Origin of the sequence: Specibacter sp. NPDC078692, assembly GCF_040686835.1 — a bacterium.
In the GTDB taxonomy this organism is placed as follows: domain Bacteria; phylum Actinomycetota; class Actinomycetes; order Actinomycetales; family Micrococcaceae; genus Specibacter.
Genome location: NZ_JBFBLV010000005.1, coordinates 169,192 through 182,596 on the forward strand (window position 1 = coordinate 169,192; position 13,405 = coordinate 182,596).

16 protein-coding genes and 1 pseudogene are annotated in these 13,405 nt (G+C 58.7%); all 17 read right to left on the minus strand.

Features of this window, described 5'->3' with window-relative positions:
• Position 1: 1 nt before the first annotated feature.
• On the minus strand, positions 2-538 hold the full coding sequence (rplF, locus tag AB0O97_RS05890) for a 50S ribosomal protein L6 (RefSeq protein ID WP_363843330.1): 537 nt from the start codon (positions 536-538) through the stop codon (positions 2-4).
• Between the two features lie 23 nt (positions 539-561).
• Complete coding sequence (gene rpsH, locus AB0O97_RS05895) at positions 562-960, minus strand: 30S ribosomal protein S8 (RefSeq protein WP_363843327.1); 399 nt, start codon at positions 958-960, stop codon at positions 562-564.
• Positions 961-1,063: 103 nt separating this feature from the next.
• Positions 1,064-1,648, minus strand: coding sequence for a 50S ribosomal protein L5 (gene rplE, locus AB0O97_RS05900; RefSeq protein WP_062286643.1), 585 nt, complete (start codon positions 1,646-1,648; stop codon positions 1,064-1,066).
• Entirely contained in the window at positions 1,645-2,007 is a 363-nt protein-coding gene (gene rplX, locus AB0O97_RS05905) for a 50S ribosomal protein L24 (RefSeq protein WP_363843324.1), read from the minus strand. Before rplX ends, rplE begins: the two co-directional genes overlap by 4 nt.
• A gap of 3 nt (positions 2,008-2,010) precedes the next feature.
• Complete coding sequence (gene rplN, locus AB0O97_RS05910) at positions 2,011-2,379, minus strand: 50S ribosomal protein L14 (RefSeq protein ID WP_363843321.1); 369 nt, start codon at positions 2,377-2,379, stop codon at positions 2,011-2,013.
• A 736-nt stretch (positions 2,380-3,115) separates the two neighbouring features.
• Positions 3,116-3,346, minus strand: a complete 231-nt coding sequence (gene rpsQ / locus AB0O97_RS05915) for a 30S ribosomal protein S17 (RefSeq protein ID WP_062292996.1) — start codon at positions 3,344-3,346, stop codon at positions 3,116-3,118.
• A gap of 62 nt (positions 3,347-3,408) precedes the next feature.
• Positions 3,409-3,732 carry a 50S ribosomal protein L29 gene (rpmC, locus tag AB0O97_RS05920; RefSeq protein WP_062286640.1) on the minus strand — a complete coding sequence of 108 codons (324 nt, stop codon included), beginning with the start codon at positions 3,730-3,732 and terminating at the stop codon, positions 3,409-3,411.
• A gap of 2 nt (positions 3,733-3,734) precedes the next feature.
• Positions 3,735-4,151, minus strand: a complete 417-nt coding sequence (rplP, locus tag AB0O97_RS05925) for a 50S ribosomal protein L16 (protein ID WP_110483672.1) — start codon at positions 4,149-4,151, stop codon at positions 3,735-3,737.
• The gene (gene rpsC / locus AB0O97_RS05930; RefSeq protein WP_062286638.1) at positions 4,152-5,000 is read right to left on the minus strand and encodes a 30S ribosomal protein S3; all 849 of its coding nucleotides are present in this window, start codon (positions 4,998-5,000) and stop codon (positions 4,152-4,154) included.
• Entirely contained in the window at positions 5,001-5,366 is a 366-nt protein-coding gene (gene rplV / locus AB0O97_RS05935; RefSeq protein WP_203312228.1) for a 50S ribosomal protein L22, read from the minus strand.
• Between the two features lie 38 nt (positions 5,367-5,404).
• Positions 5,405-5,686 (minus strand): 30S ribosomal protein S19, encoded by a 282-nt coding sequence (gene rpsS / locus AB0O97_RS05940; RefSeq protein WP_110105559.1) that lies wholly within the window; start codon positions 5,684-5,686, stop codon positions 5,405-5,407.
• A gap of 12 nt (positions 5,687-5,698) precedes the next feature.
• Complete coding sequence (gene rplB / locus AB0O97_RS05945; RefSeq protein ID WP_104110180.1) at positions 5,699-6,538, minus strand: 50S ribosomal protein L2; 840 nt, start codon at positions 6,536-6,538, stop codon at positions 5,699-5,701.
• A gap of 30 nt (positions 6,539-6,568) precedes the next feature.
• A complete protein-coding gene (gene rplW / locus AB0O97_RS05950; RefSeq protein ID WP_131394257.1) occupies positions 6,569-6,874 on the minus strand; it encodes a 50S ribosomal protein L23 in 306 nt (101 codons plus the stop codon).
• Positions 6,875-7,107: 233 nt separating this feature from the next.
• Positions 7,108-7,707 (minus strand): annotated as a pseudogene (rplD, locus tag AB0O97_RS05955) (50S ribosomal protein L4); the annotation flags it as partial.
• Between the two features lie 4 nt (positions 7,708-7,711).
• On the minus strand, positions 7,712-8,362 hold the full coding sequence (rplC, locus tag AB0O97_RS05960) for a 50S ribosomal protein L3 (protein WP_269937571.1): 651 nt from the start codon (positions 8,360-8,362) through the stop codon (positions 7,712-7,714).
• Positions 8,363-8,379: 17 nt separating this feature from the next.
• Entirely contained in the window at positions 8,380-8,688 is a 309-nt protein-coding gene (gene rpsJ, locus AB0O97_RS05965; protein WP_038464699.1) for a 30S ribosomal protein S10, read from the minus strand.
• A 413-nt stretch (positions 8,689-9,101) separates the two neighbouring features.
• Positions 9,102-13,361 (minus strand): hypothetical protein, encoded by a 4,260-nt coding sequence (locus AB0O97_RS05970; protein ID WP_363880983.1) that lies wholly within the window; start codon positions 13,359-13,361, stop codon positions 9,102-9,104.
• Positions 13,362-13,405 lie beyond the last annotated feature (44 nt).

Here is a 13,405-nt window from a genome sequence, read left to right on the forward strand (position 1 = left end):
GTTACTTACCAGCCTTTCCGACCTTGCGGCGGATGATCTCGCCAGCGTAGCGAACGCCCTTACCCTTGTACGGGTCGGGCTTGCGCAGCTTACGGATGTTGGCAGCAACTTCGCCCACCTGCTGCTTGCTAATTCCTGACACGGAGAGCTTTGTGGGGCTCTCTACGGCCAGTGTGATGCCTTCCGGTGCCTCAATGATGACCGGGTGGCTGAAGCCCAGAGCGAACTCGAGGTCCTTGCCCTTGGCGACTACGCGGTAACCGGTACCAACAATTTCCAGCTTCTTCTCGTAGCCCGCGGTGACACCGATGATCAGGTTGTCAATGAGGGTGCGAGTCAAACCGTGGAGTGAGCGTGATTCGCGCTCATCGTTGGGGCGGCTAACGGTGATGATGTTTTCGTCAATTGCTGCCGTGATGGGGCTGGCAACGGTAAGTTCCAGCTGTCCCTTCGGGCCCTTGACGGAAACAAGGCTGTCTTCAATCTTGACCTCAACGCCGGCAGGCACAGAGATGGGGAGACGTCCAATACGTGACATAAGTTCTTTCCCTTCTCTCTCTACTACCAGACGTAGGCGAGGACTTCCCCACCCACGCCCTTCTTGGCAGCCTGGCGGTCGGTCAGCAGACCTGAAGACGTCGACAAAATAGCGACACCCAAACCACCCAAAACGCTGGGGAGGTTTGTGGACTTCGCGTATACGCGCAGTCCCGGCTTGGAGATACGGCGCAGGCCAGCGATTGAACGCTCACGTGCGGGGCCGTACTTCAAATCGATGGTGAGCTTCTTGCCAACCTCAGCGTCTTCAACCTTCCAGGCAGAGATGTAACCCTGTGCCTTGAGGATGTCGGCGATGTGGCCCTTAAGCTTGCTAAACGGCATGGTCACGGTGTCGTGGTGTGCCGAGTTTGCGTTGCGCAGACGCGTAAGCATGTCTGCGACAGGATCTGTCATTGTCATTTGGGCGCTTGCCCTTCCTCGTAACGGTTTCCTTCGCGTGGCACCAAGGCGTGAAAATCAGATTTCAGCACGTTGAACCCGCAGAACGGACCTGTTACGTAGATTATTTATCTTCGGATTTAAACGGGAAGCCGAGTGCCTTAAGCAAGGCACGGCCTTCGTCATCGGTCTTGGCTGTGGTCACGACAGTGATGTCCATACCGCGAGGGCGGTCAATGGAATCCTGGTCGATCTCGTGGAACATAACCTGCTCGGTCAGACCGAAGGTGTAGTTACCGTTGCCGTCAAACTGCTTGCCGCTGAGGCCGCGGAAGTCGCGGATACGGGGCAGAGCCAGCGTGACCAAGCGGTCCAGGAATTCCCACATACGATCTCCACGGAGAGTCGTGTGGCAACCAATCGGCATGCCTTCGCGCAGCTTGAACTGAGCGATCGACTTGCGTGCCTTGGAAACCTGGGGCTTCTGGCCGGTGATGGCGGTGAGGTCGCGGACAGCGTGGTCGATGAGCTTGGAGTCCTTAGCGGCATCTCCAACACCCATGTTGACAACTACCTTGACCAAGCGCGGAACCTGGTTAACGTTTGAGTACTTGAACTCCTCAACCAAACCAGCCTTGATTTCCGCTGCGTAGCGGGTCTTCAGGCGAGGTGTGATCTTGGGTGTGTTCTCTGCTACTGCGGCGCTCATGCCAGATCCTTCCCCGAGGTCTTGGCAACGCGGATGCGTACTTCACGCTTGCGGCCATCGCGCTCAACGATTTCGGTGCGGTAACCAACGCGAGTCGGCTTCTTCGTGGACGGGTCCACTACAGCAACGTTAGAGATGTGAATGGGTGCCTCGACGGTCTCGATGCCACCAGTGTTGGTGCCACGTTCGGTCTGACCGGCCTTGGTGTGCTTGGTGACACGGTTTACGCCTTCAACCAACACGCGGTTGGTTTCGGTGTAGACCTTCAGGACCTTGCCCTGCTTGCCACGGTCGCCGCCACGCTCAGCCTTGGCGCCTGTGATGACCTGAACCAGGTCACCCTTCTTGATCTTTGCCATGTGTTACAGCACCTCCGGAGCCAACGAGATGATCTTCATGAACTTCTTGTCACGAAGTTCACGGCCAACCGGGCCGAAGATACGGGTACCGCGGGGGTCCCCGTCAGTCTTGAGAATGACAGCTGCATTCTCATCGAACTTGATGTAGGAACCATCCGCACGGCGGCGTTCCTTCTTGGTACGAACGATGACAGCCTTGACGACGTCACCCTTCTTTACGTTACCGCCGGGGATTGCATCCTTGACGGTTGCGACAATGGTGTCGCCAATGCCTGCGTAGCGGCGCCCAGATCCACCGAGAACGCGGATGGTCAAGATTTCCTTGGCCCCCGTGTTGTCGGCGACCTTAAGCCGCGACTCCTGCTGAATCACTAGTATCTCCTGTTCGTCGCGCTGGTTCTTGAACACAAACTATCTGCGCACAAGCCTTGCGGAACGTATTGTTCGGGATGTCTCTTGACGTGCCTGGATTTTGCCAAAACACGCCTAAACACTTCATGCCAACTCCACTTTCCGTCCCGGTTTATTGCGTGAAAATTCACGCTCCGGATGGCAGTTTGTAGTGGCACGAGGTATTTACGAGGAAATTGCGCACCAACTGCCACTGCCGTAAACGGCGGCACAGAAAAGGCGCAGCAATAGATAATCATAGCACGACGTCGTTACCACACCTTACGCTGTGCGCTAACCATGTGCGTTACCTCCCCCACACCGCGATTAGGATTCCTCAAGCCAAGCACGCCTCGTTGTCACCGATTTTGCCATCAACCCTTCTTGGATGTGGCTAGTTGGATGGGACTAGGCGAGACCGGCGCAGCGCTGGATGGGGCGGCCGCTATGTGGTTACGGTCTGGATTTGAAAACGTAGATGATGCGATGAAAATCGCGGATTTGTCGCGTCTTCTGCAGTTTCGAGCAGGTTCAGCGCATCATCTGCTGTTTCGAAGCAGAAGCCACTGACACGCCCGGGCTGGACACACATTCTGGCCGCTAACCCACCGCCGCCGCGCTTTGGACATCGTGGCTTAAACAACGTTGGGCCCGCTGCCACAAGTGGCAGCGGGCCCAACATTTTAGCAATCAACCACGCACAAGTGCGTGAGTTGGCTTACTTAGCCTTCTCTACGATCTCAACCAGGCGGAAACGCTTGGTTGCGGAGAGCGGGCGGGTCTCGCTGATGACGACGAGGTCGCCGATGCCGGCGCTGTTCTCTTCGTCGTGGGCCTTGACCTTCTTGTTGCGGCGAAGAACCTTACCGTAAAGAGCGTGCTTTACGCGGTCTTCAACCTCAACGACGATGGTCTTGTCCATCTTGTCGGAAACTACGTAACCGCGCATCTTCTTGCGCTCGTTACGAACGAGAGTCTCCGCGCCGTTTTCGGTGTTGTCTACAGAATCGCTCACTTGGCGTCCTCCTCTGTTGCTTCAGCCTTCTTGGAGGCCTTCTTGGCTTCCTTGTCAGCCTTCTTGGAGGCCTTCTCCACGGGTGCAGCGGCAACGACGTCCGGGCGAATGCCCAGCTCGCGCTCACGCAGCACCGTGTAGATGCGGGCGATGTCGCGCTTTACAACGCGCAAACGACCGTGGCTTTCCAGCTGGCCGGTGGCCGACTGGAAGCGCAGGTTGAACAGTTCTTCCTTTGCCTTGCGGAGTTCTTCAACAAGACGTGCATTGTCAAACCCGTCAAGCTGTGCAGGGGCAAGTTCCTTGGAACCAACTGACATCTCTACTCACCACCTTCGCGACGCACAATGCGTGCTTTCAACGGCAGCTTGTGGATTGCCAGGCGCAATGCCTCGCGTGCTACCTCTTCTGATACACCGGAGAGTTCAAAGAGAACACGGCCCGGCTTGACGTTTGCGATCCACCACTCGGGTGAACCCTTACCGGAACCCATGCGGGTTTCAGCAGGCTTCTTCGTCAAGGGACGGTCAGGGTAGATGTTGATCCACACCTTACCGCCACGCTTGATGTGACGGGTCATGGCAATACGAGCAGACTCAATCTGACGGTTGGTTACGTATGCCGGCGTGAGGGCCTGAATGCCCCACTCGCCGAACGAAACCGTGGTGCCGCCAGTAGCCTGACCCGAACGACCGGGGTGGTGCTGCTTACGATGCTTTACGCGACGTGGGATAAGCATTTACGCCTCTCCTCCTTCTACTGCCGGAGCCGCAACCTCTGCAGCTACAGGAGCCTCAACCGCGGCAGCTGCCTCGGTGCGCTCAGGACGGTCGTTACGACGACGGTCGCCACCGGCGCGGGGACCGCGGGCTCCGCGGTCATCGCCGTCACGACGCGGGCCACGGCCACGAGCAGGAGCAGCAGCTGCCTGAGCAGCCAGTTCCTTGGACGTGACATCGCCCTTGTAGATCCAGACCTTGACACCAATGCGGCCGAAAACGGTCTTGGCTTCGAAGAAGCCGTAATCGATGTTGGCACGCAGGGTGTGCAGGGGCACACGACCTTCGCGGTAGAACTCGGTGCGTGACATTTCAGCGCCACCCAAGCGACCAGCACAAGCGACACGGATGCCCTTGACGCTGCCGGTGCGCTGTGCGGACTGCATGGCCTTCTTCATCGCGCGGCGGAATGCCACACGTGAGGTCAGCTGCTCTGCGATGCCCTGGGCAACGAGCTGAGCATCAGCTTCCGGGTTCTTGACTTCCAAGATGTTCAGCTGAACCTGCTTGCCGGTGAGCTTTTCGAGCTCGCCGCGGATGCGGTCTGCTTCTGCTCCACGACGACCGATAACGATACCGGGGCGTGCGGTGTGGATATCCACACGTACACGGTCACGGGTGCGCTCGATCTCAACCTTGGAAATGCCGGCGCGGTCCATGCCCGTGGACATGAGTGCGCGAATCTGGATGTCTTCTTTTACGAAGTCCTTGTAACGCTGACCGGGCTTGTTGCTGTCCGCGAACCAATGTGAACGGTGGTCCGTGGTGATCCCGAGACGGAATCCGTGCGGGTTTACTTTCTGTCCCACTTAGCGAACCTCCTCTTTCTCGGGTGTAGCGACAACCACGGTGACGTGGCTGGTGCGCTTCTTGATCTGGAATGCACGGCCCTGTGCTCGCGGCTGGAACCGCTTCATGGTGGGGCCTTCATCAACGAAGATTTCGCTGATGTACAGATCATTTTCGTTGAACGCGATGCTGTCGCGATCCGCCAGAACGCGGGCGTTAGCCACTGCGGACTGGACTACCTTGAAGACCGGCTCCGAAGCTGCCTGGGGGGCAAACTTCAAAATCGCCAATGCCTCATTCGCCTGCTTGCCACGAATCAGGTTGACGACGCGCCGGGCCTTCATAGGCGTTACGCGCAGATGACGCGCACTTGCCTTGGCTTCCATTGCTATCTCTCTCTCGTCTTTGCCGTATTGACAAGCGCCTAGCGGCGCTTGCCCTTACGGTCGTCCTTGACATGGCCGCGGAATGTCCGCGTTGCGGCGAATTCGCCGAGCTTGTGCCCGACCATCGACTCAGTAACAAACACGGGGATGTGCTTGCGACCATCGTGCACGGCGATCGTGTGACCCAACATATCGGGGACGATCATCGAGCGGCGGGACCAGGTCTTAATTACGTTCTTGGTACCCTTTTCGTTCTCCCGAGCTACCTTTACAAAGAGGTGCTGGTCAACGAAGGGACCCTTCTTCAGGCTACGTGGCATGTCTCCAGGCTCCTATCGCTTGTTCTTGCCAGTACGGCGGCGACGAACAATCAGCTTGTCGCTCTCTTTGTTGGGACGGCGGGTACGGCCTTCGCGCTTACCGTTCGGGTTAACCGGGTGACGTCCACCGGAAGTCTTACCCTCACCACCACCATGTGGGTGATCAACCGGGTTCATGACAACACCGCGGACGGTCGGGCGTACGCCCTTCCAGCGCATACGGCCAGCCTTACCCCAGTTGATGTTGGACTGCTCAGCGTTACCAACTTCGCCGATGGTCGCGCGGCAGCGCGCATCAACGTTGCGGATTTCGCCGGAGGGCAGACGCAGCTGGGCGAACTTGCCTTCCTTGGCGACGAGCTGAACCGAGGCACCAGCTGAACGAGCCATCTTGGCACCGCCACCGGGACGCAGCTCCACAGCGTGGATAACAGTACCCACGGGGATGTTGCGCAACGGAAGGTTGTTGCCAGGCTTGATATCAGCTGCGGGACCGGCTTCTACGAAGTCGCCCTGCTTGAGCTTGTTCGGTGCGACGATGTAACGCTTGGTTCCATCAACGTAGTGCAGGAGGGCGATGCGTGCGGTGCGGTTGGGATCGTATTCGATCTCAGCTACGCGTGCGTTGACGCCATCCTTGTCGTGACGACGGAAGTCGATCAAGCGGTACTGGCGCTTGTGGCCACCACCCTTGTGACGAGTCGTGATGCGACCGGTGTTGTTACGGCCACCCTTTTTGGGCAGAGGACGGACCAGAGACTTCTCCGGCGTCGACCGCGTGATTTCTGTGAAGTCGGCAACGCTCGAGCCGCGACGGCCCGGGGTTGTCGGCTTGTATTTACGGATTCCCATAGTATATTTCCTCGTTAAAGTGGTCTCCGCTTATGAAAGCGGACCGCCGAAGATGTCGATCGTGCCCTCGCGGAGGGAGACAATTGCGCGCTTGGTGCTCTTGCGCTGTCCCCAACCGAACTTGGTGCGCTTACGCTTACCAACACGATTGATGGTGTTGATCGAGTCGACCTTGACGGAGAAGATTTTCTCCACGGCCAGCTTGATCTCGGTCTTGTTTGAGCGGGGGTCGACCAAGAAGGTGTACTTACCTTCGTCGATCAAGCCGTAGCTCTTTTCCGATACGACGGGTGCAAGCACTACGTCGCGCGGATCCTTGATGGTAACGGCGCTCACTTGCCGTCCTCCTTAATGGTCTGGGCAGCTTCGCCGCCGGCGGGAACAAAGCCAGCGGCCTTGGCGTCCTCAACCGTGGTGAACCAAACTTCAGCCTCAGTGGCGTCATACCAGCGTGAACCAGGCACGTGGTACTTCATGGAGTCCTTGTTGCCCTTGATGGTGCCTTCGGCGCCATCTACGGAATCCTCGGAAACCAAGTCTTCAACCAACAGCATGCTGGAAGCGAAAGCTTCTGACGCTGCGCGACCGGAGATGAATACCTCGTAAGCGGCCTGTGTGAAGACGATGTCATCGGAGACCAGAACGTCATAGGTGTTGAGCTGGTCAACGTAGATGACGTGCAGGTTGGTGATGTTACGTACGCTCAGTGCAGTGGCGTCGTTGGCGCGCTCGATGACAACGAGCAAGTTCTTGCGCGTTGTAACGGCGGCCAAAACAGCCTTTGCAGCCTTGGTGGACGGCGTGGTGCCGGAAACCAATTCAGCAACTACGTGGATACGGCCGTTGCGTGCACGGTCAGAGAGGGCGCCGCGCAGAGCAGCAGCCTTCATCTTCTTGGGTGTGCGCTGGCTGTAATCGCGAGGGGTCGGACCGTGGACAACGCCACCGCCGGTCATGTGAGGGGCGCGGATAGAACCCTGACGGGCGCGGCCGGTACCCTTCTGTGCGAACGGCTTACGACCTGCACCGGATACTTCGGCGCGGGTCTTGGTCTTGTGTGTACCCTGACGGGCAGCAGCAAGCTGAGCTACGACAACCTGGTGCAGCAAGGGCACGTTGGTCTGTACGTCGAAGATCTCTGCAGGCAGGTCAACTTTTACAGTAGCCATTTACTTATGCTCCCTTCACGGCGGTGCGTACGAGTACGACCGAGCCGCGGGCGCCGGGGACGGCACCCTTGATCAGCAGCAGCGACTTCTCGGCGTCAACACCGTGAACCGTGAGGTTCATGGTGGTTACGCGCTCGGCACCCATACGGCCTGCCATGCGCATACCCTTGAAAACGCGGCCAGGGGTGGACGCGCCACCGATGGAACCGGGCTTGCGGTGGTTCTTGTGTGCACCGTGCGAAGCCGGGGCGCCGTGGAAGCCGTGACGCTTCATGACACCGGCGAAGCCCTTACCCTTTGAAGTACCGACGACGTCGACCTTCTGGCCGGCTTCGAAGATCTCAACGGAGAGCTCCTGGCCGAGGGTGTAGGTGTCAGCGTCTGCAGTGCGCAGCTCGACGACGTGGCGGCGGGGGGTAACACCAGCCTTCTCGAAGTGACCAGCCAAAGGCTTGGTGACCTTGCGAGGATCGATCTGGCCGTAGCCGATCTGAACAGCGGTGTAGCCATCAACTTCTGCGTTGCGCAGCTGGGTGATGACATTGGAATCGGCCTGGACGACAGTTACAGGAACAAGCAAGTTGTTCTCGTCCCAGACCTGGGTCATGCCGAGCTTCGTGCCCAGGATGCCCTTAGTGTTTCGGGTCGCGGTCATAGTTTCTCAGCACCTCCCTACAGTTTGATTTCGATGTTCACGTCGGCCGGCAGGTCGAGACGCATGAGCGAATCAACTGCCTTGGGCGTGGGATCAATGATGTCGATTAGACGCTTGTGCGTGCGCATTTCAAAGTGCTCGCGGCTGTCCTTGTACTTGTGAGGCGAACGAATTACGCAGTAAATGTTCTTCTCTGTGGGCAGCGGCACGGGGCCTACTACCGTTGCGCCTGCGCGCGTGACCGTCTCAACGATCTTCCGAGCTGAAACATCAATAACCTCGTGGTCATATGACTTCAGCCGGATGCGGATTTTTTGTCCCGCCATGGCGTCGTGACTCTCTTTCCTGTAACGAAGCAACCTGTAGTAGCGATGCTGTTGACGTAAACGCTGTTTACTTTTCCGGTTCAATCTGTGGCACTCACAGCCACGCTCACAAATGAACTGAATCCGGATAAATCCGGGTTCCTCAATCCATCGAAGCTCCGCCCCCCGCGGTCGGGCGTGTCGCGAATAATTCACGCACGTACCCACACCGTCTATGTGGAGGGCTTGTCATGTTTGGGCTTTAGCTTGGACCCTGCGACGAGCATTATCTCGACCGGGACACGAAAAAGCACTTGAACAACTCAATAAGTATGCCGGATTCTGCTGCCAAACACCAATCGGGGGTTGAGTTAGCTCCACCACAACGGGCCCTGCGCGGCGCCCGATTCAGCTCCGCGCAGGGCACGTTTCAACTATCCGAGCCCATCCCGGTGAGGGATGTCACCATTATTAGTGCCCGTGGCTGTGTCTGCCCCCGGGTGAGGGCCGTTGCCTGGGTGAGCCTGCCCATACCCTCCGATCGGCGGAGCAGGAGGGGCCGGCGTCGTACTTTGAATGGCGTTTGGCATGGAACTTGGTCGCTTCCGGTTCAAACGCCAGATGGCAAAACCAATCAACGCCAGAGCCAAAATCGCCAGCATGAGGTAGGTGAATCCGCGCAAGTACCAGAGCACTGCCGTAGCCACACCCACAGCACCCCAAATCGTGAAGACGCGTTCATCCAGACTCAAGCCCACGGCAATCAAGGCGACAAAGACCAGCAGTATGACCAATTGTTGTACCGTCTCGCCGCTGAAAATGGTGAGGACGGCATCAAAGCTAGCAAAGCCCGAGGCAACCATGAGCATATTTTTTCCGGCGATCGGCAACTGTCGCAGGTAACGGATAAGGGCCATAGTTCCCACCGCCATGGCACACCAGAGGACGCCCCAGAACGAGCCCAGATAGATATGGACCGAGCAGGCGATAAACCAAACGAGTGCGCTGGCAAGTACCGCGATATCGGCCAGCATCCACCGTGTGCGTGCTGGTGCCTCAAGACAGCTGAGCCCCGCCACGATAGTGAAGGCGCCGGCGCCATACAGGATGGTGTCGAGGTCGACCATACTCCAGATCGCAAAGATCAGGCCGCCGGCCAGGGCCACGGAGACCAGTACGCTGCGGAGGATCGCGGACCGCGCCGTCGCAAACATGAGCAGGAGACGGACCAGGTACAGAACACCCATGACAACAAGGAAACCGGTCAAGGCGGAGACACCTGGACGAGCCGTCAGCTCCAGTGTCTGGAACCGGACCAGCACGGCTGCTACAAAGACCAGCAGCGTACCGGGCAACGTCAAAGCTGCCTGTGCCATACGGTGGGCGCCAAGGATCAGCGCCAATCCGGCCACCAGCCACATGCTCGCAAAGATGCCTGGATCCGCGTCACCATCAACCACGCTCGCTGTCATCAGAAAGGCTGCTGTGGCGACCAGCCAGTACCAACGCATCTCCACGGTTGCGGGGGGCCGTATCCAGGCCCACGCGCTGACAGCTACCATCAGAGCCAGCAGAATCAGTGCGAGAGCACCGGACCACATCATGGGCGCAATGACGCTGGCTCCGCCGATGATAGCGAGCAATGCCAGGTAGGACGCTCCCCGTAGAAACAGCTGGGTCTGCCCAATAATTGCGGCCAGTGCCAGTGCTACCAGTTCAAGCAAAACGATCCAGCGCAGCCCTTCCCCTCCCGGCTCAAACCCACCGGACACCGCATAGTAGCTCGCGGGCAGCGCCAACAACGCGGCCAAGAACAGCCACCCACTGATCATCCGCAGCACGGGATGACCCACGCGGTGGGTCATTTTCTCGGAGCGGATAACCACTATCTGCACTGGGATCTGAGCCAGCAGGACGGCGCAGAGCACCAGTGTTACAACGGCTGGGCTGTCGAAGATCCAGTCGGCGAGAACCCCGCCGAGAGCCGTCAGCGCGATGCTGGCTAGTAAGAAGTGGCTGGATCTCAGTATCAGCGTCTGCGCCCGCGCAGCAATCAGCGCGCTGGCGGCAACGAGGGTGATAAGAACTATGGTCACGTGCGAGTAGTGTTCCGTGTTCCAGAGAGCCACGGCGACCAGCGCTATGGGTGCCCCCCAGAATGTCATGCGGAAGGTATCGCCTAGCATGGCCGTAACAACCATCAGCCTTGCAATTGTGAGAGCAGCTATGACACCTGCGAGCAGTACTGGCAGTAGGTCCGTTGGCTGTTGTTGCAGGCCAGCACTGAGGATCGCAGCGCCGAGCGTGATGACGATATCGGCGTCAAGCCCTGGAATCTTGCGGTTCTTGCGTGCCACAACGATGAGGATGATCAGCTGCGGCACCAGTGCCAGAAGAAGGACCTGTCCTAAGCTGACATGAGAATCGCCAAGTGAGGTACTTGGATCAAACTCGAGCCATAGTTGGAAGAGCGCGACTGCGAGGAGGAGCGATACCGCCCGTGCCGTTCGCCAGTAGCTCCAACGGTGCAAGTGCGCAGTCTTTGCCTTCAGTTGCGCGCCTCCGATGAGGAAGTAGCCCATGACCAGGGTCCAGGCAATGCTGGCCCCGCCTGCATTGAACACCGGTCCGGTGACATTCGCCGCAATGATCAGATAGACCGGGGCTAGGATTTCACCCGAGACCCAATCCTTTTCTCGGGTCAGGCAGCTTAGGGAATAGATGGCTGTCGAGATGCCCAAAACACCGGCCGCCACGAGGAACTCCCATGGGGTTGCAGCAACCAGTCCAAGGCCTGCGGAGGAGCCTGCGGAGAGGGCAGCAGTGGCGTGGGAAGCGAGCTCCGACAGCATCACGACAAGGCACAGCCCAATGAGCGTCCACGCTGCAGCAGAATACTTGGTCACGAGATTACTCACTCCGCGTTTGACGAACACGGCGTCAAGGAGAAGCTGTAGCCCGGCGATGACTGCAATGGCAGCAACAATGAGTGCGCTCTTTCCAGGCTGCGCCGGAATCAGCGCTGCAAGAACAGCTGCGACTAAGGCAGTCGCGAGAATCCTGGCAGCTACCAGTGCGATGTCTTTGATCAGGGCAGACTTCGTGGTGGTGTATCGGAAGAGCGCATAAGCCAAGGCTATGGAGAGCAGGATGGTCCAGTCCAAGGCGCCGAGGTATAGCGACATCAACGCACCCATAAGAATGGCGGGGGCGGGGAGCCACTCCCCCGCTGGCAGCATGGCAGGAACCACTAAAATTGCGGCGAGCAGCCCTGCAGCAAGCCCCCACACGAGCAAGGCGTCGCTGTCGAATTCCCTTCCCTGCAAGATCAGAACGCTCCAGCTAAAACCGGCCAGAGCCAGCAACGGGACACTGATCAGAACATCAAATTTAACCCAGCCCGCGCGATCCAAGAAGGCATCAAGCTGCTTCTGTCCGTAGGCCAAGGGAATGATCTGCACCAGCAGAACCATAGTGAATGCCGCGGCAGCCCACACACTCTCGGGCTGGAGCAGCCATCCCACGAATGGTGCCGCGAGTGTCAGGCTCGCCCGCAGGCCAACGTAGTTCCACCGTCGTGGCACCGGCGACGGCACGAACAACATGACTGCGTAGTAAATACTGCCAGCCACAAGTACCAACAGATGATCGGCGGCGTTGAGCGCCGACGCTGCGACGAGTGAGGCAATGAGGCCGACGGGGGCAAACCATGGGCCTAGATCAGAGAGCGGCTTGGCGTACAGTCCCGCGAGCCTGCTGTTTTTGCCCGTCTTCGTCAACAGGTTGCCCAACAAAGACAGCAGCGCTGAAAACACAATGAGTGCAGCGAAATACCAGGCCAACGCTGCCCCCAAGATGGCCGTAGACGACCACGCGGTGGAGAGGAGAAAGGCCAGTGAAAGGTAAACAATCAGGCGGCTTTGCATCTGAACGGCAGCGAAAACGTAGGCTACTGTGCCAACCAGCGAGGTAAACAGCCACACGGCTGGCGCATTGGGGAAACCAAGGTTGTAGGTGGCCAGGCCCGCGAACGGGATGATAGCCAAGGCCGTACCCGTAAAAGCGATGGCGGCTGGCTTCAACCGGGCAACCTTGTTGTGGAGCAACAGCCCTGCGGCATAAAACACCGCCGCACCCAACCAGACACCGATCAAGCGCGCAGTCACCGGCAGGCTACTGCCCACAAACAGGGCAGCAGCAGCAACCATCAGCAAACTCGCCACATACAAGGCGATGTTGATGTTCTGCGTTTCGCGCTTGCTCTTCTTCGCAGCGATGGCAGCAGGATCGTGCACGCCTGCGGATTCGGGCGTCGGGTGCATTACGCGCTGCTGCGTAACTGGGGGGAAAACTGGGGCAGAGGGCCGAGTCTGCACCGCCGCAGGGCTGACCGGTGCCGCAGCGGGAACCGGGGCCTGAGGTAGTGCCTGAACCGGGGCGTGGGCCGGGGCGTGGGCCGGAGTCTGAGGGGGCGGCGTCGTCGTCGATGGTTGAACCGGGGCCTGAGGCGGGGCTTGAGCCGGGGCCTGAGGTGGCGACTGCTGCAACGCTTGACTGGAGACTAACTGACTCTGTGCCTTGAGCGCGTCTCCCCATCCGGCCAGGTGCCCTGCTAGATACCCGGATCTATAGGCCTCTTCGAGCGGCGACGAGCCAGTAATCCCTGGACCTGCCTGCGGGGGTTGTTGACTCACGTTCATCCTTCGCTATCAGTGGACTTCCAGTTTAGGGTCATTGG

Coding starts and splice junctions, on each gene's coding strand:
- rpsH (WP_363843327.1), bottom strand. CDS start 960: ATGACAATGACAGATCCTGTCGCAGACATGCTTACGCGTCTGCGCAAC.
- rplE (WP_062286643.1), bottom strand. CDS start 1,648: ATGAGCGCCGCAGTAGCAGAGAACACACCCAAGATCACACCTCGCCTG.
- rpsJ (WP_038464699.1), bottom strand. CDS start 8,688: ATGGCGGGACAAAAAATCCGCATCCGGCTGAAGTCATATGACCACGAG.
- rplX (WP_363843324.1), bottom strand. CDS start 2,007: ATGGCAAAGATCAAGAAGGGTGACCTGGTTCAGGTCATCACAGGCGCC.
- rplF (WP_363843330.1), bottom strand. CDS start 538: ATGTCACGTATTGGACGTCTCCCCATCTCTGTGCCTGCCGGCGTTGAG.
- rplB (WP_104110180.1), bottom strand. CDS start 6,538: ATGGGAATCCGTAAATACAAGCCGACAACCCCGGGCCGTCGCGGCTCG.
- rpsQ (WP_062292996.1), bottom strand. CDS start 3,346: ATGCGCGGTTACGTAGTTTCCGACAAGATGGACAAGACCATCGTCGTT.
- rplV (WP_203312228.1), bottom strand. CDS start 5,366: ATGGAAGCCAAGGCAAGTGCGCGTCATCTGCGCGTAACGCCTATGAAG.
- rpmC (WP_062286640.1), bottom strand. CDS start 3,732: ATGTCAGTTGGTTCCAAGGAACTTGCCCCTGCACAGCTTGACGGGTTT.
- rpsS (WP_110105559.1), bottom strand. CDS start 5,686: ATGCCACGTAGCCTGAAGAAGGGTCCCTTCGTTGACCAGCACCTCTTT.
- rplC (WP_269937571.1), bottom strand. CDS start 8,362: ATGACCGCGACCCGAAACACTAAGGGCATCCTGGGCACGAAGCTCGGC.
- rplP (WP_110483672.1), bottom strand. CDS start 4,151: ATGCTTATCCCACGTCGCGTAAAGCATCGTAAGCAGCACCACCCCGGT.